The sequence below is a fragment of the Dyella ginsengisoli LA-4 genome (genome assembly GCF_000334915.1).
Lineage (GTDB): Bacteria > Pseudomonadota > Gammaproteobacteria > Xanthomonadales > Rhodanobacteraceae > Dyella_A > Dyella_A ginsengisoli_A.
Genome location: NZ_AMSF01000037.1, coordinates 20,449 through 40,386, shown reverse-complemented (window position 1 = coordinate 40,386; position 19,938 = coordinate 20,449). Strand labels below are relative to the sequence as shown.

Genomic DNA, 19,938 nt, shown 5'->3' with positions numbered 1-19,938 from the left:
CGCGCCGGCCGGATGGCCAGCGTTGCTCCACTGTCCGCGACAAGGTGGCCGGCTCCCAAGGGGGCCGCGCAGCGCCAGACGCGGGCCTCTGCCGGAACAAGCCGGCGCAGCACGAAAATTTCTCCTTGGGAGGTTTTGCAACATGAGCACCATCGAAGAACGCGTCAAGAAAATCGTCATCGAGCAGCTGGGCGTGAAGGAAGATGAAGTCACGGCGAACGCTTCGTTCGTGGACGATCTGGGCGCGGACTCGCTGGACACGGTCGAGCTGGTGATGGCCCTCGAAGAAGAGTTCGAGACCGAGATTCCGGACGAGGAAGCCGAGAAGATCACCACCGTGCAGCAGGCCGTCGATTACATCAAGGCCCACTCCAAGGAGTAATCGCTACGCGGGGGAGTGCCGCTGCGGTGGCGCCGATCTCTCCGCGTTCCGATCACGAAAGCTGCGCCGCACCGGCGCAGTTTTCGTTTCCGCATTTCGTAACCTGCGACCGCGTATGGTTCGCGCGGCCTCAGTGAAGGAACAGACGCATGAGCAAACGACGCGTGGTAGTGACCGGCATGGGCATCGTCTCGCCGGTCGGCAACGACATCGCCACCGCCTGGAAGAACGTGCTCGAGGGCAACACCGGCATTGGCCCGGTCACCGCCTTCGACGCCTCCGCCTATGCCACCCGCATTGCCGGTGAGGTCCGCGACTTCGATCCGGTCGAGGCTTACTTCGTCGGCTCCGACGCTCCGGACGACGAGCGGCGCGCGATCGCCAAGGACTTCAAGCGGATGGACCCGTTCATCCACTACGGCATCGTGGCGGGTACGCACGCGCTCCGTCAGTCCGGCCTGGTCGTCACCGACGAGAATGCCGGACGCATCGGTATCGCGGCAGGCGCCGGCATCGGCGGCCTGCATACGATCGAGAGCACGGCGCTGGAGCTGGCCGAGAAGGGGCCGCGCAAGGTGTCGCCGTTCTACGTGCCCAGTTCGATCATCAACATGGTCGCCGGCAACCTGTCGATCTACCACGGCATGAAGGGACCCAACATCGCACTGGTGTCTGCCTGCACCACGGCCGCGCACAACATCGGCATGGCGATGCGGCTGATCCAGTACGGCGACGCCGATGCGATGCTGGCCGGTGGCGCCGAGTTCGCCACCACGCCGACGGCGATGGCCGGCTTCTGCTCGGCCAAGGCCATGTCCACCCGCAACGACGATCCGGCGCACGCCAGCCGTCCGTGGGACACCGGCCGCGATGGCTTTTTGCTGTCCAACGGCGCGGGCATGCTGATGCTCGAGGAATACGAGTTCGCCAAGGCGCGCGGTGCCAACATCCTGGCCGAGATCATCGGCTTCGGCATGAGTGGCGATGCGTACCACATCACCGCGCCCAGCGGCGACGGCGCCGAGCTGGCGATGCGCAATGCGTTGCATGATGCCGGCCTGAAGGCGGAGGACGTGCAGTACGTCAACGCCCACGGCACCTCGACCCCGGTCGGCGACCTGGGGGAGGCGAAAGCGATCCGCAACGTGTTCGGCGAGCACGCCACGAAGAAGGGGCAGTTCGCGGTCAGCTCCACCAAGTCGGTCACCGGCCATCTGCTCGGTGCGGCCGGCGGCGTCGAGGCGATCTTCTCGATCATGGCGCTGCGCGACGGTGTGATGCCGCCGACCATGAACCTGGAAAGCCTCGATCCAGAGGTCGAGGCGCTGGGTATGGACCTGGTGCCGAACAAGGCGGAAAAGGCCGACCTCAACGTGGCGATGTCCAACTCGTTCGGCTTCGGCGGGACCAACGGCACGCTGGTTTTCCGTCGCATCTGAGCGACGGATGGACGGTCATCGCCGCACCCTTGGCGGCCGGCGCGACCTGCTCGCGCCGGCCGCGTCGTTTCCGCAGCGCTATCCCGGCATGCTGCAGAGCGTGGTCTCCGGCACGCCGCAGGCGCGTCATGACCTGCTGTTTGCCGGCAGCGGCGAGTTCATCGCATTGCACGCCGACGGCATCGTCCGCGATGAGTCGGGCCGGCCGCTCCCTGGCCGCTTCCTGGATCAGCTCGATGCCCGCTGGCGTGCACTCCGGACCGGCCCGGTCACCGAAGGGACGCTCCCGTTCCGGGGTGGCTGGCTCCTGTTCCTGAGCTACGAACTGGCCGGCGAGATCGAGCCGCGCCTGCGTCTGCACCCGCATGCGGTGCTGCCCGTCGCGCTGGCGCTGCGCTGTCCGGCCGCGGCGATCGTCGACCACGCGCGCGACGTGACCGAGCTGGTCGCCGAGCCGGGGCACGAGGCACTGCTCGAGCAGATGGCCGCCGATCTCGAGGTGCCGGCACGCTGGCCGGCCGCGGCGGCGCCGTTGGCGATCGAGGAAGACGATCCGCAGCACTTCCTCGATGGCGTGGCGCGCATCCACGAGCACCTGCACGCCGGCGACATTTTCCAGGTCAACCTCTCGCGTGCCTGGCGTGCGCGTTATGCAGCCGCGCCCCGGCCGGCTGCGCTGTACGACGCGCTGCGCCGTGCCAATCCCGCGCCCTTCGCCGGCCTGCTGCAGCAGCCGGGCTGGTCGATCGCCAGCTCGTCGCCGGAGCGGCTGGTCGAGTCGCGCGCCGGCCTGGCGCAGACCCGGCCGATCGCCGGCACGCGTCCCCGCCTGCCCGGCGAGGACGAGGCCGCACGCATCCGCGAGCTCAGCGACCACCCGAAGGAGCGCGCCGAGCATGTGATGCTGATCGACCTGGAGCGCAACGATCTCGGCCGCGTCTGCGTGCCGGGCACGGTCGAGGTGGACGAGCTGATGGTGGTGGAGAGCTACGCCCACGTGCACCACATCGTCTCCAACGTGCGCGGCCGGCTGCGGGCGGGCGTCACGCCCGGCGAGCTGATCGCGGCCACCTTTCCCGGTGGCACCATCACCGGTTGTCCCAAGGTGCGCTGCATGGAGATCATCGCTGCGCTGGAGCAGGCGCCCCGCGCCGCCTACACCGGCGCGCTGGGCTATCTCGACCGCTCCGGCGACATGGACCTCAACATCCTGATCCGCACGCTGACCCAGGTCGGCGACGCGGTGAGCCTGCGGGCGGGGGCGGGCATCGTGGCGGACTCGGTCGCCGCGAACGAGCTGGAAGAAACCCGCGCCAAGGCGCGCGGGCTGCTGCGTGCGCTCGCGGCTGCCGACGCATGACCGTGCGCATGCTTGTCGACGGTCGGCCGGGCGACACCGTGTCGGCCCAGGATCGCGGGCTCAGCTACGGCGACGGGCTGTTCGAGACGGTAAGCGTGATCGGTGGCCGCGCGCCGCTGTGGTCCAGGCACATGGCTCGGCTGGCCGAGGGCGGTCGCCGTCTGGCTATCCCGTTGCCGGATTCCGAGGTGCTGGCGAAAGAGATGCGCGCCGTCGTCGGCGACATGGCTGCCGCCGTGGTGCGCATCACTGTTACCCGGGGTGTCGGCCCCCGCGGTTACGCGCCGCCGGCGGTGTCGATGCCTGCACGCATCGTCGCGGCCTTTCCGATGCCGGCGCCGGACCCGCACCTGGCGCGTGACGGGGTGTGCCTGCGTGTGTGCAGCCTGCGCCTGTCCGAGCAGCCGGCTCTGGCCGGTCTCAAACACCTCAATCGCCTCGAGCAGGTGCTGGCCCGGGCCGAATGGGTCGATCCGGCGATCCATGAAGGACTGCTGCTCGATGTCGCCGGCCGCGTGGCGTGCGCCACCATGGCGAACGTGTTCGCGGTGATCGGGGGCATCCCCGTCACGCCCTCGCTGGCACGCTGCGGTGTCGCCGGTGTCGCCCGCGCCGAAGTACTGGCGACGATTCCGGCGGTGCAGGTGCGCGACCTGGCGCTGGAAGAGCTGCTTCGTGCCGACGAGCTCTTCCTCACATCGAGCGTTCGCGGCATCCTGCCGGTTCAGGCCGTCGGCGATAGGGTCTTCGCCCCCGGCCCCGTGGCGCGCGCGATGCAGCGACATTGGCGCGGGCTGGGTTTTCCATTGGAGTTGGCATGAGTCGTTTTCTGGTGCGTGGCCGCGCGTTGTGGCGTGCGCTGATCCTCCTGTCGCTGCTGGCGGCGCTGGCCGCGGCCTGGCTGTGGCGCGACCTGGACCGCTTCGGGCGGACGCCGCTGGACATCGTTTCCGCCGGGCAGACGATCGATGTCGCCCGGGGCACCGGCTTCAAGCAGATCGTCGACGAGCTGCGCAGTCGCGGGCTGAGCCATGCCGCGCCGCTTTACTGGCGAGCGCTGGCCGAGCAGATGCACGTGGCTGGCCGCCTGCATGCGGGCGAATACGCGCTGCTACCCGGCCTCACGCCGCGTTCGCTGCTGGAGAACATGGCTGCCGGCCGCGTGCTGCAGCACGATTTCACCATCATCGATGGCTGGACCTTCGCCGAGCTGCGGGCAGCGTTGGACAAGGCCTCGCCGCTGCGCCACCTCACCCGGGGCATGGACAACGCCACGATCATGCGGAAGATCGGCGCGCCCGGTGAAATGCCCGAAGGCCGCTTTCTGCCTGAAACCTATGCCTACGTGAAAGGCGACAGCGATCTGGACGTGCTCAAGCGCTCTTACGCAGCCATGCACAAGACGCTCGATGCGCTGTGGCCCGGGCGCGATCAGGGGCTGCCGCTGACCACGCCCTACGATGCGCTGATCCTGGCTTCCATCGTGGAAAAGGAGACCGGTCGCGCGGACGAGCGCAAGCGCATCGCCGGCGTGTTCGTGCGCCGGCTGGAGCACCACATGCTGCTGCAGACCGATCCCAGCGTGATCTACGGCATGGGGGCCAGCTACACCGGCAACATCCACAAGCGCGACCTGACCACCGACACCCCCTACAACACCTACACCCGTCCGGGGCTGCCGCCGACGCCGATCGCCCTGCCGGGCAAGCCGGCGATCGAGGCAGCGCTGCACCCGGCCTCCGGCGACGAGCTGTATTTCGTCGCCAAGGGCGACGGCACGCACGTGTTCGCCAGGACGCTGGCCGAGCACGACCGCAACGTCGACTGCTACCAGCTCAAGCGGTGCCGCTGACGATGCGCGGTGTGTTCATCAGCCTGGAAGGGGGCGAAGGAGCCGGCAAGAGCACGTTGCTGGCCGGTCTGCGCGATCACCTGGTGGAGCGCGGTATCGATCTGGTGCAGACGCGCGAGCCGGGCGGCACGCCGCTGGGCGAGGCACTGCGAGCGATCCTGCTCGATCCGGACATGCGCGGGATGAGCGCGGAGAGCGAGTTGCTGATGATGTTTGCCTCACGCGCGCAGTTGGTGCGCGAGTGCATCGCCCCGGCACTGGCGGCCGGGCAGTGGGTGCTCTGCGATCGCTTCGCCGACGCCAGCTACGCCTATCAGGGGGGCGGTCGCGGCCAGCCGGTGGAGCGCATCGCCGGGCTCGAGACCTGGGCCTGTGCGGGCATTGCCCCCGACCTGACCCTGCTGCTCGATCTGCCGGTGGCCGATGGTCGTGCGCGGGCGGCCGGCCGTGGCGAGGCCGATCGCATCGAAAGCGAGGCCGATGCATTCTTCGAGCGGGTGCGTGCCACCTACCGCGCGCGTGCCGTGGCCGAGCCGAACCGCTTCCGTGTGCTCGACGCCAGCGCGGCACCGGGGCAGGTGCTGGCCGCGGCGATCGCCGCCCTGGCGCCACTGCTGGAGCGTGCCCGATGAGCGTGATGCCCTGGCTCGACGATGCCTGGTCGCGGCTGCAGGCGCGCCGCGAGCGCGGTGCGCTGCCGCATGCCTTGCTGGTGTGCGGTCCCGAGGGTCTCGGCAAGCGCGATTTCGCCGACCGCTTCGTCCGCGGCCTGCTGTGCCAGCAACCGGAGCATGGCGAGGCGTGCGGACATTGCCGCAGCTGCGTGCTGCTGGACGCGGGTACGCACCCGGATCGCGTCGCGGTGGGCTACGGCCTGCGCAAGGACGGCGTGCAGCGCAGCGAGATCGTGATCGACCAGGTCCGTGACCTCTCCGCCCGCCTGGCCATGGCCAGCCAGTTCGGCGGCTGGCAGGTGGCGACCATCGACCCGGCCGACGCGCTGAATGCCGCAGCGGCCAACGCCCTGCTCAAGACGCTGGAGGAGCCGGCGGCGCAGACCATGCTGGTGCTGGTGGCCGACGCGCCGTGGCGCCTGCCGCAGACGATCCGCAGCCGTTGCCAGCGGATCGAGTTCCATCTGCCCGAACCGGCCCAGGCGCTGGCCTGGCTGCAGGCCCAGGGCGTGGCCGATCCGGCGTCCGCGCTGCAGGCCGCCGGAGGCAACCCGGGGCTGGCCCGGCGCTGGGCCGAGGAAGGGGCGCTCGAACGTCGGCGCGACGTGCGGCGGGACCTCGCGGCACTGTCCGCCGGTCGCGGCGAGGCGACCGAGGTGGTGCGTCGCTGGCTCGACAGCGAGCCGGCGCAGCGGGTCTGGTTCGCCGCGCAGGCGGTGGCCGACGAGTGCCGCGCCCGCGCTGGCGGCGAGGCCGGGCCGCTGGTCAGCGGTCTGGACGAGGTGGGGCTGGCTGACTGGTACGACCGTGCCAACCGCACGCGCGAATCGCTGCGCGGCCCCCTGCGCAACGACCTGGCGCTGCTGGAGCTGCTGGCCCGCTGGCGCTGAGCGCGGCACGGACAGCGTCGATCATGGACATTCTGTCGGCACGCACGCGACTGCTGGTGGTCGCGCCCCATCCGGACGACGAGACGCTGGCCACCGGCATCCTCATCCAGCGGGTGCTCGCTGCCGGGGGCTCGGTACACGTACTGCTGCTCACCGATGGCGACAACAATCCCTGGCCGCAGCGCCGGGCGGAGCGGCAGCTGTGGATCGGGCGGCAGGCCCGGGCGCGGTGGGCGAGCCGTCGTCGCACCGAGTTCATGGCTGCACTCGGCGAACTCGGTCTGTCCCGCGCCGACATGACGGCGATGGCCTGGCCGGACCAGGGGCTGACCAGGCTGATCGCCGTTGATGCGGCAGCCCGCGTCGAGGCGCTGGACGCGGTGGTCGGGCGGGTGCGGCCTACGCTGGTGGCGATGCCGGCGCTGGATGACCGGCACCCTGACCATGGTGCCGCCCATGTGCTGATGCGGCTGGTGCTGGAGCGGCAGACTCCGGCGCCTGTCGTCTGGCTCTACCGGGTGCATGGCGGCGCGCGCCGATCGTGCCCCTCGGTGGCCTGTGTTGCCGACGCGTCCACCTGGGCGCGGAAGCGGGCGGCACTCGCCCGGCATGCCAGCCAGCTGGTGCTGAGCCGGCGGCGCATGGAGCGACTGGCCGCACGCACCGAGCGGTTCGAGGCACTCCCGACCGAGCCGTTGCCGACGGAGCTGCCCTGGGCGCCACGCTGGCCGCAGCGGACGTGCCTGCGTCTGACCGCGGCGGCAGCCGGCGGCGGTGCCGCATGGCGATGGGTGCATGCGCCGCTCCATCGCCAGCCGGGGCAGGGCTGCCGGCTGGCGGCGGAGGCATTGCCGGCGGGCGAGGGGGTATTGTTCGTCAAGCTCGAGCTGACCCTTCCGTCGCCCTGGATCTTCGATCACTGGGGCTGGCGCGAATTGCGCCGGTAGTGCGACCTGCGCGCTTTGCGCAAGCCCGTGCGCATCGCTAGGATTCGATATCCGATGCGCTCGCGGATGGTCCGCCAGGAGCACGCATGAATCCCGTCGTCGCCCGCCAGGGCATCATCTCGCTGAAGATCAAGGACATCCCGACGCTGTACAGCGCCTACATGCCGTTCCTGAAGAACGGAGGCCTGTTCGCGGCGACCACCCAGCGTTACGCGCTGGGCGACGAGGTGGTGCTGCTGCTCAGCCTGATCGACGAGAGCGAGCGCATCTCGGTGGCCGGCAAGGTGGTATGGATCAGTCCGGTCGGCGCGCAGGGCAACCGGCCCGCTGGCATCGGCGTGCACTTCAACGAATCCAGCGATGGCGAAGTGGCGCGCCAGCGCATCGAGAACCTGCTCGCCGGCATGACCGCCTCGGACCGCGTGACCAGCACGATGTGACGCGACGGCGCGCCCGCCGGGCGCGCACGGCTTTCGAAAGTCCGTTCGAAAGCGGCTGAATACTTGTCGTGTTACCTGCCCTCGCTGGTACAATGGCGCGATCCCCGAACCAGACCGTGGTCAATCGGACGCTCGCAAACGGACCGTGAGCGATGGTGATGGCGCCTCGGGCGTCCATTGCTCTCCGCTGATCACTTCCGGACCGTCATCCTCACGGTCACTGATGCGCCCGCGGGCGCGGAGGTACGCTGCATCGTGCTTGCCGAATACTGGCCCATCCTGCTTTTCATTGGCGTCGCCACCGGGCTCGGCCTGGTGCTGCTCGCCCTCGGTCTGCTCGCCGGCCCGCGCCGCCCCGAATCGGAGAAGCTCTCGCCCTACGAGTGCGGCTTCGAGGCCTTCGAGGACGCCCGCATGCGCTTCGACGTGCGCTACTACCTGCTGGCCATCCTGTTCATCATCTTCGACCTGGAAATCGCCTTCCTCTTCCCGTGGGCGGTGGTGTTCAAGTCGATCGGGCTGACCGCGCTCATCGAAATGGCGCTGTTCCTGCTGCTGCTGGTGATCGGTTTCGCCTACGTCTGGAAGAAGGGAGCACTGGAATGGGAGTGATGTCTTCCATCGACCGGGTGATGCACAACCCGCAGCCGCTGAACCTGGTGGACGACATCCTGCGTCCGGCCGGCGACAACCCGGTGATCCAGCGCGGCTTCGTCACCACCAGCGTCGACGCACTGATGAACTGGGCACGCACCGGTTCGATGTGGCCGATGACCTTCGGACTGGCCTGCTGCGCGGTGGAGATGATGCACGCCGGCGCGGCGCGACTGGACCTGGACCGCTACGGCGTGATCTTCCGCCCGTCGCCGCGCCAGTCCGACGTGATGATCGTCGCCGGCACCCTGGTCAACAAGATGGCCCCCGCGCTGCGCAAGGTCTACGACCAGATGCCCGACCCGAAGTGGGTCATCTCGATGGGCAGCTGCGCCAATGGCGGCGGCTACTACCACTACTCCTACTCGGTGGTGCGCGGTTGCGACCGCGTCGTGCCGGTGGACATCTACGTGCCGGGCTGTCCGCCGACGGCCGAGGCGCTGATCCACGGCATCCTGCAGTTGCAGAAGAAGATCCGCCGCACCAGCACCATCGCGCGTTCCTGAAGGCGTCCGTACCATGACTGATACGCAAGACACCTCGCTCGCCGGCCGCCTTGCTGCGCGCTTTGGCGACACGCTGGCGATCCGCGTCGAGCGCAACGAGACCATCGCCGAGGTGCGTCCGGCCGACCTGATCGCCGTGGCCACCGCGCTGCGCGACGAGGCGCCGTTCCGCTTCGGTCAGCTGATCGACCTGTGCGGCATCGATTATCTCGGCTATGGCCAGAGCGAGTGGGAAACCAATACCGCCGGCGGTGAGGGTTTCTCGCGCGGCGTGGAAGGGGAGGCCATGGGGCGTTTCGCCTGGGCCAACCGTCCGCGTGCCGGACATGATCCTCGCCGTTTCGCCGCGGTGATGCAGCTGCTTTCGATCGAGCACAACCACCGTCTGCGCCTGCGTGTGTTCTGCGAAGACGACACGCTGCCGGTGATGCCGTCGGTCACCGGCATCTGGGCGGGTTCCAACTGGTTCGAGCGCGAGGCGTTCGACCTGTACGGCATCCTGTTCGAAGGGCACCCGGACCTGCGCCGCATCCTCACCGACTACGGCTTCGTCGGTCACCCGTTCCGCAAGGACTTCCCGCTGATCGGCAACGTCGAAGTGCGTTACGACGCCGAGCAGAAGCGCGTGGTGTACGAGCCGGTCTCGATCGAGCCGCGCGTGCTCGTGCCGCGCACCATCCGTGACGACGCGGACCTTTTGCAGGCCCAGGCCGAGGCCGCCGACGACTGGCGCAGGAACTGACATGGCCCAGGAAATCCGCAATTACACGATGAACTTCGGCCCGCAGCATCCCGCTGCGCACGGCGTGCTGCGCCTGGTGCTGGAGATGGACGGCGAGACCATCGTCCGTGCCGATCCGCACGTGGGCCTGCTCCACCGCGGCACCGAGAAGCTGGCCGAATCCAAGCCGTTCAACCAGTCGATCGGCTACATGGATCGCCTGGACTACGTGTCGATGATGTGCAACGAGCACGCCTACGTCCGCGCCATCGAAAACCTGATGGGGATCGAGGCGCCGGAGCGCGCGCAGTACATCCGCACCATGTTCGACGAGATCACCCGCATCCTGAACCACCTGATGTGGATCGGTTCGAATGCGCTCGATCTCGGCGCGATGGCGGTGTTCCTGTACGCCTTCCGCGAGCGCGAAGAGCTGATGGACTGCTACGAGGCCGTCTCCGGCGCGCGCATGCATGCCACCTACTACCGGCCCGGTGGCGTCTACCGCGACCTGCCGGCGCAGATGCCGCAGTACCGCGAGTCGCCCTGGCACAAGGGCAAGGACCTCAAGCGCCTGAACAGCTGGCGCGAGGGTTCGATGCTCGACTTCCTCGATGCGTTCACCGCGGACTTCCCGTCCAAGGTCGACGAGTACGAGGAACTGCTCACCAACAACCGCATCTGGAAGCAGCGCACCGTCGGCATCGGCGTGGTGTCGCCGGAGCTGGCCCAGCAGTGGGGCATGACCGGCGCCATGCTGCGCGGCTCGGGCGTGGCCTGGGACCTGCGCAAGAAGCAGCCCTACGCCAAGTACGCCGAGATGGACTTCGACATCCCGCTGGGCGTCAACGGCGACTGCTACGACCGCTACCTGGTGCGCGTGGAAGAGATGCGTCAGTCCAACCGCATCATCCAGCAGTGCGTGAAGTGGCTGCGTGCCAATCCGGGCCCGGTGATGCTGAAGAACTTCAAGGTGGCGCCGCCCTCCCGTGTCGAGATGAAGGACGACATGGAAGCGCTGATCCATCACTTCAAACTGTTCACCGAGGGCTACGGCGTGCCGGCCGGCGAGACCTATGCCGCGGTCGAAGCGCCCAAGGGCGAGTTCGGCTGCTATCTGGTCTCCGATGGCGCCAACAAGCCGTTCCGCGTGCACCTGCGTGCACCGGGCTTCGCCCACCTGTCGTCGATCGACACCGTCGTCAAGGGCCACATGCTGGCCGACGTGGTGGCGATGATCGGCACCTACGACCTCGTGTTCGGCGAAGTCGATCGCTGAGCGCACGGGAGCCAAGACCATGAAAGCCACCGGACATTACGATCAGGTCAAGGACGTCGATCCGCTGGTCGTGCTCAACGACCACACCCGGCATCACATCGATGCGTGGGTGGCCAAGTTCCCGCCCGACCGCAAGCGCTCGGCGCTGATCCAGTCGCTGTTCGCCGCGCAGGAGCAGAACCACGGCTTCCTCACCGACGAGCTGATCACCGCGGTCGCCAAGTACCTCGGCCTGCCCGCGATCTGGGCGTACGAGGTCGCCAGTTTCTACTCGATGCTCGAGACCAGGCCGGTCGGCCGCAACAACGTGGCCATCTGCACCAACATCTCGTGCTGGCTCAACGGCGCCGAGGAGCTGGTGAAGCACTGCGAACAGAAGCTCGGCATCAAGCTCGGCGAGAGCACGGCGGATGGCCGTGTGTATCTCAAGCGGGAAGAGGAGTGCATCGCGGCCTGCGTGTACGCGCCGGCGATGACGGTCAACGGGCATTACCACGAGCGGCTCACCACCGAAAAGCTCGATGCCATCCTGGACGGGCTGGAGTAAGACGATGGCGAACACCACCACCGGTCCGGTCGGACCCGCACCTCAGGACCATCAGGTCGTCTACACCACGCTGCATTTCGACAAGCCCTGGGCGATGTCGAGCTACGAGCAGGTGGACGGCTACAAGGCCTGGCGCAAGATCCTCGCCGAGAAGACCGATCCGACCGCGATCATCGAGGAAGTGAAGAAGTCCAACCTCCGCGGCCGCGGCGGCGCGGGCTTCCCCACCGGCCTGAAGTGGTCCTTCATGCCGAAGGGCGACATGCAGAAGTACATCCTCTGCAATTCGGACGAATCCGAGCCGGGCACCGCCAAGGACCGCGACATCCTGCGCTACAACCCGCATGCGGTGATCGAGGGGCTGGCCATCGCCTGCTACGCGACCGGCTCCACGGTGGCCTACAACTACCTGCGCGGCGAGTTCCACCACGAACCGTTCGAGCACTTCGAGGAAGCGCTGAAGGAAGCCTACGCGGCCGGCCTGCTGGGCAAGAACATCCAGGGTTCCGGCATCGATGTGGACATCTGTGGCGCGCTTGGCGCCGGTGCCTACATCTGCGGCGAGGAAACCGCGCTGATGGAGTCGCTCGAGGGCAAGAAGGGCCAGCCGCGCTTCAAGCCGCCGTTCCCGGCCAACTTCGGCCTGTACGGCAAGCCGACCACGATCAACAATACCGAGACCTACGCCTCGGTGCCGGCGATCCTGCGCAACGGCGCCGACTGGTTCCTCAATCTCGGCAAGCCGAACAACGGCGGCCCGAAGATCTTCTCGGTCTCCGGCCACGTGGCCCGGCCGGGCAATTTCGAGATCCGTCTCGGCACCCCGTTCGCCGAACTGCTGGAAATGGCCGGCGGCATGCGCAACGGCAACAAGCTCAAGGCGGTGATCCCGGGCGGCTCCTCGATGAAGGTGCTGCCGGCCGCGACGATGATGGAAGCCACCATGGACTACGACTGCCTGCAGAAGGCGGGTTCGGGCCTGGGTTCCGGCGCGGTCATCGTGATGGACGAGACCACCTGCATGGTCAAGGCCTGCCACCGCATCTCGCGTTTCTACTACGCCGAGTCCTGCGGCCAGTGCACGCCGTGCCGCGAGGGCACCGGCTGGATGTACCGCGTGCTCAGCCGCATCGTGGAGGGGAAGGGCACCGAGGACGATCTGCACCGTCTGAAGGCGGTCGCCGGCCAGATCGAGGGCCACACCATCTGCGCCTTCGGTGAGGCCGCCGCCTGGCCGGTGCAGGGCTTCCTGCACCACTTCTGGGACGAGTTCGAATACTTCGTGCGCAACGGTCGCTCCATGACGGACGACAAGCTTGCCGCCGCAAACCAGGGAGTCGCCGCCTGATGAGCGCGCAGCCAACCCCCGCCGCCCCCGATCTGCTGAACATCGAGATCGACGGCAAGCCCACCCAGATCCGCAAGGGCGCGATGATCATCGAGGCGGCCGACGCCATCGGTGTGTCGATCCCGCGCTTCTGCTACCACCGCAAGCTTCCCATCGCCGCCAACTGCCGCATGTGCCTGGTGGACGTGGAGATGGGCGGCCGCATGATGCCCAAGCCGCAGCCTGCCTGTGCCACTCCCGTCGCGGAAGGCATGAAGGTGATGACGCGCTCGGAGAAAGCGCTGAAGTTCCAGAAGGACGTGATGGAGTTCCTTCTGATCAATCATCCGCTGGACTGCCCGATCTGTGACCAGGGCGGCGAGTGCGAACTGCAGGATGTCTCGCTGGGCTACGGCCGCAGTGTGTCCCGCTACACCGAGCGCAAGCGCACCGTGGCCGACGAGAACGTCGGTCCGCTGGTCGCCACCGAGATGACCCGCTGCATCCAGTGCACCCGCTGCGTGCGCTTCACCAGCGAGATCGCCGGCACCTACGAGCTCGGCGGCATGAACCGCGGCGAGAACCTGCAGATCGGCACCTACATCGGCAAGACGATCGAGACCGAGCTGTCGGGCAACATCATCGACGTCTGCCCGGTCGGCGCGCTGACCAACAAGCCGTTCCAGTTCAAGGCGCGCGCCTGGGAGCTGGTGGCCAGGCCGTCGATCGGCTACCACGACGCACTCGGCTCCAACCTGTGGTTGCACACGCGCCGCGGCGAGGTGCTGCGCACGGTGCCGCGCGACAACGAATCGATCAACGAGTGCTGGCTGTCCGATCGTGACCGCTACAGCTATCAGGGTCTGTACGCCGCCGACCGCATCACCGCGCCGGAAGTGAAACGCAACGGCCAGTGGCAGGCGACCACCTGGGAAGACGCACTGTCGTTCGCCGCCGAGGCGCTGCGCAAGGTGCCGGCCGGCGAGCTGGGCGTGCTGGCCCACCCGGCCACCACCAGCGAAGAGGGTGACCTGCTGGTGCGTCTGGCGCGCGGCCTGGGTTGCGCCCATGTCGACCACCGCCTGCGCCAGCTCGACTTCGCCGACGGTGCCGTCGCCACCTCGTTCGCCATGCCGGTGGCCGACGTGGCCAAGGTGCGCGCCGCGCTGCTGGTCGGCTCGAACCTGCGCCACGAAATGCCGCTGCTCAACCATCGCCTGCACCAGGCGGTGAAGAAGGGTGCGAAGGTCTACACGGTCAACCCGGCCGCGTTCGATTTCAATTACAAGCTGGCCGGTGAGTCCGTCGTGGCTCCGCACCAGTTGGTCGATGCGCTGCTCGGCCTGGCCAGGGCCGCCGTCAACGGGGGCGCGACCGCGCCGGCCGCGCTGGCCGAGGCGATCGCCGCAGCCCCGTCCGACCAGGGCGATGCCGACGCGCTTGCCGAGCTGAAGAAGGGGCCGGCGGTGATCGTGCTGGGCGAGTTGGCCGCAACCCATCCGCAGGCCTCGTGGCTGCGCGCCGTTGCCCGCTTCATCGGCGAGGCGACGGGGGCCACGGTCAACGAGCTTCCGGTCGGAGCCAACGCGCTCGGCCTCGCCCGCGCCGGCGTGCTGCCGGGCAACGGCGGGCTGGACGCCCGGGCCATGCTGGCCAACCCGCGCAAGGCCTATGTGCTGTTCGGCGTCGAGCCGCCGCACGACTTCGCCGACGGCGGGATGGCGCTGAAGGCGCTGCTCGGTGCCGATGCGGTGGTGGCGTTCGCCGCGTTCGCCGGCCCCACGCTGCGCGACGTGGCCGACGTGATCCTGCCGATCGGCCTGCTGCCGGAAATGGACGGCACCCTGGTCAATGTCGACGGCGTGCCGCAGCAGGTTCAGGCCGGGGCGAAGCTGCCGGGCCAGGCCCGACCGGGCTGGAAGGTGCTGCGCGCGCTGGGTGGCCAGTTGCAGTTCGCCGGTTTCGAGTTCGACGATCTGGCCGGTCTGCGTGCAGGCATGGCCGAGGCGTCGACCCGTCCGGGCGCGGCGGGCCTGGCCACCCGCGAAGCGGTTTCCGGCCTGACGCGGCTGGCGAGCTGGCCGATCTATCGCACCGACGCGGTACTGCGCCGCGCCGAAGCGCTGAACGCGCACCCGCTCAACCTCGCGCCGGCCGCGCGCCTGAACGCCGACGAGGCGGCCCGCCTGGGTCTGGCGGCCGGTGAGGCGGTGAAGCTGGAGCAGTCGGTGTTGCCGGTGGCGATCGACGCCGCGGTGCCGGATGGCGCCGTCTGGATCGAGGCCGCGCACGACCTCACCGCGACGCTGCCGGCTTACGGCGCAACTCTCACCCTGAGCAAGGCTTGACCATGGGCGACCAGATCCTCAACCAGCTCGTCTGGCCGATCGTACACATCCTCGCCATCGTGCTGCCGCTGGTGCTGGCGGTGGCGATGTTCGTGTACTGGGAGCGCAAGATCATCGGCTGGATGCACGTGCGCATGGGACCGAACAAGATCGGTCCACTCGGCCTGCTGCAGGCTTTCGCCGACGTGGTCAAGCTGCTGATCAAGGAAGTGATCCTTCCGACCAACGCGAACCGCTTCCTGTATTACCTCGCGCCGTTGCTGGCGCTGGTCCCGGCGCTGGCCGCGTGGTCGGTGATCCCGTTCGGCACGAAGATGGTGCTGGCCAACGTCAACGCCGGCCTGCTTTACCTGCTGGCGATGACCTCGCTGGGCGTGTACGGCATCATCCTCGCCGGCTGGGCCTCCAACTCGCGCTACGCGCTGCTCGGCGCGATGCGCTCGGCGGCCCAGGTCATCTCCTACGAACTGGCCATGGGCCTGTGCCTGGTCTGCGTGCTGGTGCTGGCCGGTTCGCTCAACCTGACCGACATCGTGATGGCGCAGTCGGGCAGCAAGGGCATCGGCGAGTGGTTCATGTGGCCGCTGCTGCCGGTCTTCGTCATCTACTTCATCTCCGGCGTGGCCGAGACCAACCGCGCGCCGTTCGACGTGGCCGAGGGCGAGTCGGAGATCGTGGCCGGCTTCCACGTGGAGTATTCGGGCTCGGCGTTCGCGCTGTTCTTCCTGGCCGAGTACGCCAACATGATCCTGGTGAGTTTCCTCGCCTCGATCCTGTTCATGGGCGGCTGGCTCAGCCCGTTCCCGGAAAGCTGGGGCTGGATCGGCCACGGCAGCTTCTTCTGGCTGTTCGCCAAGGCCTTCGCCTTCGCCTTCCTGTTCCTCTGGTTCCGCGCCAGCTTCCCCCGCTACCGCTATGACCAGATCATGCGGCTGGGCTGGAAGGTGTTCATTCCCATCACCATCGTGTGGGTCCTCGTCGCCGGCTGCCTGAAGTACTACGGCTGGGTCACCATCGGCACGGGGGTCTGAAGAAAGCCATGTCCCGCATTACCCACTATTTCAAGAGTCTGCTGCTCATCGAACTGCTCAAGGGCATGGCGCTGACCTGGCGCTACCTGTTTGCGCCCAAGTACACGATGCGCTACCCGATGGAGCACATCCCCAAGTCGAACCGCTTCCGCGGCCTGCACGCCCTGCGCCGGTATCCGAACGGCGAGGAGCGCTGCATCGCGTGCAAGCTGTGCGAGGCGGTGTGCCCGGCGCTGGCGATCACCATCGACTCGGCGCCGCGCGCCAGCGACGGCCAGCGCCGCACCACGCGCTACGACATCGACCTGTTCAAGTGCATCTTCTGCGGTTTCTGCGAAGAGAGCTGCCCGGTCGACTCGATCGTCGAGACGCACGTGCACGAGTACCACTTCGAACAGCGTGGCGAGAATGTGGTGACCAAGCCGCAGCTGCTCGCCATCGGCGACCGCTTCGAAGCTGACATCGCCGCCGCCCGCGCGCAGGACGCGGCGTACCGCTGAGGGCAGGGGAAACACATGATCAATCCACAACTGTTCCAGCTGATCTGCTTCTACGCCTTCGCCACGGTGACGGTGGCCTCGGCGCTGGCGGTGATCACCCTGCGCAACTCGGTGCATGCCGTGCTCGCGCTGGTGCTGACATTCTTCAGCTCCGCCTGCATCTGGCTGCTGGCCGAGGCGGAATTCCTGGCCATCGCGCTGATCGTCGTCTACGTCGGCGCAGTGATGGTGCTGTTCCTGTTTGTCGTGATGATGCTCGACATCGACCAGGAGAAGATGCGCGAGGGCTTCGTGAAGTTCCTCCCGGTCGGCCTGATCGTCGCACTGGTGATGCTCGGCGAGATGCTGGTGCTGATCGGCGTGCGCGCCATGCATGCCAGGGTGCTGGGCCCGAACCCGGCGACCGAGGCGGGCCTGTCCAACACCGCGTGGCTTGGCCACGCGCTGTACACCGACTACCTGCTGCCGTTCGAGATTGCCGCGTTGATCCTGACCGTCGGCGTGGTCGCGGCGGTCGCGCTGACCCTGCGCCATCGTGGTGGCGTGCGCTACCAGACCGCCAGCCAGCAGGTGGCGGTCAAGGCCAGCGACCGCGTGCGCATCGTCAAGATGGACGCGGACACGAACTACGGCCGCACGCCGGCCCCGGCCGCTTCCGAGGAGTCCAAGTAATGCTCACGCTCTCGCACTACATCGTGCTCGGCGCGGTGCTGTTCTGCATTTCCGTGGCCGGCCTGTTCATCAACCGCAAGAACGTCATCGTGCTGCTGATGGCGATCGAGCTGATGCTGCTGGCCGTGAACATGAACTTCGTGGCGTTCTCGCGCTTTCTCGGCGACGTCTCCGGCCAGGTGTTCGTGTTCTTCATTCTCACCGTGGCCGCGGCGGAGTCCGCCATCGGCCTGGCGATCCTGGTCCTGCTGTTCCGCAACCGCAGCACGATCAACGTCGCCGAAATCGACAGCATGAAGGGTTGATTGGATGGAACTCTCGACGGCAATCCTTCTCACCATCCCGCTGGCGCCGCTGGTCGGCTGCCTGCTGGCGGGCTTCTTCGGCAAGTTCATCGGCCGGGCCGGCGCGCACAGCGTGACCATCCTGGGCCTGCTGGTCGCCTGCGGCCTGTCGTTCTACGTGCTGTACCAGATCACCGCGGGCGGCGCGCCGGTCTACAACCACAACCTGTACACCTGGTTCGAGATCGGCAAGTTCAGCGCCAGCGTCGGCTTCCTGATCGACCGGCTGACCGCGATGATGATGGTGGTGGTGACCTTCGTGTCGCTGCTGGTCCACGTCTACACGATCGGCTACATGGCCGACGATCCGGGTTATCAGCGCTTCTTCAGCTACATCTCGCTGTTCACCTTCTCGATGCTGATGCTCGTGATGAGCAACAACTTCATGCAGCTGTTCTTCGGCTGGGAGGCGGTGGGGCTGGTGTCGTACCTGCTGATCGGCTTCTGGTACAAGCGGCCGACGGCGATCTTCGCCAACCTGAAGGCGTTCCTGGTCAACCGCGTGGGCGACTTCGGCTTCCTGCTGGGCATCTCGGCGGTGCTGTACTTCCTCGGCACGCTGGACTACGCCACTGCCTTCGCCGGCGCCGATTCGCTGGTCGGCAAGACGCTGACGATCACCCAGGGCGTGCACTGGGATGCGCCCACGGTGATCTGCGTGCTGCTGTTCATCGGTGCGATGGGCAAGTCGGCCCAGGTGCCGCTGCACGTGTGGCTGCCCGACTCGATGGAAGGCCCGACCCCGATCTCGGCGCTGATCCACGCCGCGACGATGGTGACCGCCGGTATCTTCATGGTCGCCCGCATGTCGCCGCTGTATGAGCTGTCCAGCTCGGCGCTCAGCTTCATCATGATCATCGGCGCCACCGGCGCGCTGTTCACCGGCCTGATCGGCATCGTGCAGAACGACATCAAGCGCGTGGTGGCGTACTCGACGCTGTCGCAGCTCGGCTACATGACCGTGGCGCTGGGCGTGTCGGCCTACTCGGGCGCGGTGTACCACCTGATGACCCACGCGTTCTTCAAGGCGCTGCTGTTCCTCGGCGCGGGCTCGGTGATCATCGCCATGCACCACGAGCAGGACATGCGCTACATGGGCGGTCTGCGCAAGTACATGCCGGTGACATGGATCACCATGTGGATCGGTTCGCTGGCGCTGTGCGGCGTGCCGTTCTTCTCCGGCTTCTACTCGAAGGACGCGATCATCGAGGCGGTCGGCGAGTCGCATCGCTGGGGCGCCAGCTACGCCTACTTCTGCGTGATGGCCGGCGCCTTCGTCACGGCGCTGTACACCTTCCGCCAGATGTACCTGACCTTCCACGGCAAGGAGCGCTTCACCGTCAAGGCCCACCACGGTCATGGCCACGATGCGCACCATGACGATCACCACGACGACCACGGCCACCACGAGCCGGGCGTGCTCGAGCACGCGCCGACCGAGTCGCCGTGGGTGGTGACCCTGCCGCTGGTGCTGCTGGCGATCCCGTCGCTGCTGATCGGTTTCCTGACCGTCGGCCCGATGCTGTTCGGCGGCTGGTTCGGCCAGGCGATCCACGTGGACGAGGCGAACAACGTACTTGGCGAGCTGGCCGGCGAATTCCACGGCGCGTTGTCGATGGCGCTGCACGGCTTCAACCCGGTCGGTCCGTTCGGCCTGGTGCTGCTGGCCTTCGCCATCCAGACCTACATCTATTTGTTCAACCCGGCGCTGGCCGGCCGGGTCAAGAGCGCGCTCAAGCCGCTGTGGACCGTGCTGGACCGCAAGTACTGGGTGGACGACATCTACTTCGCGGTCTTCGCCCGCGGAGGCGTGAAGCTGGGTCGCCTGTTCTGGAAGGCCGGTGACGCGGCCGTGATCGACGGCGCCCTGGTCAACGGCTCGGCCGGCCTGGTGCAGAAGATCGCCGCGGCGATGCGCCGCCTGCAGTCCGGCTACCTCTACCACTACGCCTTCGCGATGATTCTCGGCCTCATCCTGCTGCTTGGCGGGTTCTGGCTGGTCGGGCACTAAAGGGAATCCAGCTC

The 19,938-nt window shown here is 67.7% G+C and carries 21 protein-coding genes; all 21 read left to right on the top strand.

Going from position 1 to position 19,938, the window contains the following annotated elements; all coding sequences use genetic code 11:
* Positions 1-142 precede the first annotated feature (142 nt).
* Positions 143-382: an acyl carrier protein gene (acpP, locus tag C693_RS0110665; RefSeq protein ID WP_017462265.1), complete on the top strand. Its 240-nt coding sequence runs from the start codon at positions 143-145 to the stop codon at positions 380-382.
* Positions 383-531: 149 nt separating this feature from the next.
* Positions 532-1,821 (top strand): beta-ketoacyl-ACP synthase II, encoded by a 1,290-nt coding sequence (fabF, locus tag C693_RS0110660; protein WP_017462264.1) that lies wholly within the window; start codon positions 532-534, stop codon positions 1,819-1,821.
* Positions 1,822-1,828: 7 nt separating this feature from the next.
* Positions 1,829-3,181, top strand: coding sequence for an aminodeoxychorismate synthase component I (locus C693_RS0110655; protein WP_017462263.1), 1,353 nt, complete (start codon positions 1,829-1,831; stop codon positions 3,179-3,181).
* Complete coding sequence (gene pabC / locus C693_RS0110650) at positions 3,178-4,002, top strand: aminodeoxychorismate lyase (protein WP_017462262.1); 825 nt, start codon at positions 3,178-3,180, stop codon at positions 4,000-4,002. Before C693_RS0110655 ends, pabC begins: the two co-directional genes overlap by 4 nt.
* Entirely contained in the window at positions 3,999-5,033 is a 1,035-nt protein-coding gene (gene mltG / locus C693_RS0110645; RefSeq protein WP_017462261.1) for an endolytic transglycosylase MltG, read from the top strand. The genes pabC and mltG overlap by 4 nt, the downstream gene beginning before the upstream one ends.
* Before the next feature lie 2 nt (positions 5,034-5,035).
* Positions 5,036-5,665 (top strand): dTMP kinase, encoded by a 630-nt coding sequence (gene tmk, locus C693_RS0110640; RefSeq protein ID WP_043598628.1) that lies wholly within the window; start codon positions 5,036-5,038, stop codon positions 5,663-5,665.
* Positions 5,662-6,597: a DNA polymerase III subunit delta' gene (holB, locus tag C693_RS0110635; protein WP_017462259.1), complete on the top strand. Its 936-nt coding sequence runs from the start codon at positions 5,662-5,664 to the stop codon at positions 6,595-6,597. Before tmk ends, holB begins: the two co-directional genes overlap by 4 nt.
* A 23-nt stretch (positions 6,598-6,620) precedes the next feature.
* A complete protein-coding gene (locus C693_RS0110630; protein ID WP_017462258.1) occupies positions 6,621-7,544 on the top strand; it encodes a PIG-L deacetylase family protein in 924 nt (307 codons plus the stop codon).
* 86 nt (positions 7,545-7,630) lie between these two features.
* On the top strand, positions 7,631-7,984 hold the full coding sequence (locus tag C693_RS0110625; protein ID WP_017462257.1) for a PilZ domain-containing protein: 354 nt from the start codon (positions 7,631-7,633) through the stop codon (positions 7,982-7,984).
* 255 nt (positions 7,985-8,239) lie between these two features.
* Positions 8,240-8,596 (top strand): NADH-quinone oxidoreductase subunit A, encoded by a 357-nt coding sequence (locus tag C693_RS0110620; RefSeq protein ID WP_017462256.1) that lies wholly within the window; start codon positions 8,240-8,242, stop codon positions 8,594-8,596.
* Positions 8,587-9,144, top strand: coding sequence for a NuoB/complex I 20 kDa subunit family protein (locus C693_RS0110615; protein WP_026107339.1), 558 nt, complete (start codon positions 8,587-8,589; stop codon positions 9,142-9,144). The genes C693_RS0110620 and C693_RS0110615 overlap by 10 nt, the downstream gene beginning before the upstream one ends.
* A gap of 13 nt (positions 9,145-9,157) precedes the next feature.
* On the top strand, positions 9,158-9,886 hold the full coding sequence (locus C693_RS0110610) for an NADH-quinone oxidoreductase subunit C (RefSeq protein ID WP_017462254.1): 729 nt from the start codon (positions 9,158-9,160) through the stop codon (positions 9,884-9,886).
* A gap of 1 nt (position 9,887) precedes the next feature.
* A complete protein-coding gene (locus C693_RS0110605; protein ID WP_017462253.1) occupies positions 9,888-11,144 on the top strand; it encodes an NADH-quinone oxidoreductase subunit D in 1,257 nt (418 codons plus the stop codon).
* 19 nt (positions 11,145-11,163) lie between these two features.
* The gene (gene nuoE, locus C693_RS0110600; RefSeq protein ID WP_017462252.1) at positions 11,164-11,691 is read left to right on the top strand and encodes an NADH-quinone oxidoreductase subunit NuoE; all 528 of its coding nucleotides are present in this window, start codon (positions 11,164-11,166) and stop codon (positions 11,689-11,691) included.
* A 4-nt stretch (positions 11,692-11,695) separates the two neighbouring features.
* Positions 11,696-13,039: an NADH-quinone oxidoreductase subunit NuoF gene (gene nuoF / locus C693_RS0110595; protein ID WP_017462251.1), complete on the top strand. Its 1,344-nt coding sequence runs from the start codon at positions 11,696-11,698 to the stop codon at positions 13,037-13,039.
* Positions 13,039-15,366, top strand: a complete 2,328-nt coding sequence (nuoG, locus tag C693_RS0110590; protein WP_017462250.1) for an NADH-quinone oxidoreductase subunit NuoG — start codon at positions 13,039-13,041, stop codon at positions 15,364-15,366. Before nuoF ends, nuoG begins: the two co-directional genes overlap by 1 nt.
* A gap of 2 nt (positions 15,367-15,368) precedes the next feature.
* On the top strand, positions 15,369-16,397 hold the full coding sequence (nuoH, locus tag C693_RS0110585) for an NADH-quinone oxidoreductase subunit NuoH (protein ID WP_017462249.1): 1,029 nt from the start codon (positions 15,369-15,371) through the stop codon (positions 16,395-16,397).
* Positions 16,398-16,405: 8 nt separating this feature from the next.
* On the top strand, positions 16,406-16,897 hold the full coding sequence (gene nuoI, locus C693_RS0110580; RefSeq protein ID WP_017462248.1) for an NADH-quinone oxidoreductase subunit NuoI: 492 nt from the start codon (positions 16,406-16,408) through the stop codon (positions 16,895-16,897).
* Between the two features lie 15 nt (positions 16,898-16,912).
* The gene (locus C693_RS0110575; protein WP_017462247.1) at positions 16,913-17,569 is read left to right on the top strand and encodes an NADH-quinone oxidoreductase subunit J; all 657 of its coding nucleotides are present in this window, start codon (positions 16,913-16,915) and stop codon (positions 17,567-17,569) included.
* Positions 17,569-17,874: an NADH-quinone oxidoreductase subunit NuoK gene (nuoK, locus tag C693_RS0110570; protein ID WP_017462246.1), complete on the top strand. Its 306-nt coding sequence runs from the start codon at positions 17,569-17,571 to the stop codon at positions 17,872-17,874. The genes C693_RS0110575 and nuoK overlap by 1 nt, the downstream gene beginning before the upstream one ends.
* Before the next feature lie 4 nt (positions 17,875-17,878).
* A complete protein-coding gene (gene nuoL / locus C693_RS0110565; RefSeq protein ID WP_017462245.1) occupies positions 17,879-19,924 on the top strand; it encodes an NADH-quinone oxidoreductase subunit L in 2,046 nt (681 codons plus the stop codon).
* The last annotated feature ends 14 nt before the right edge of the window (positions 19,925-19,938 follow it).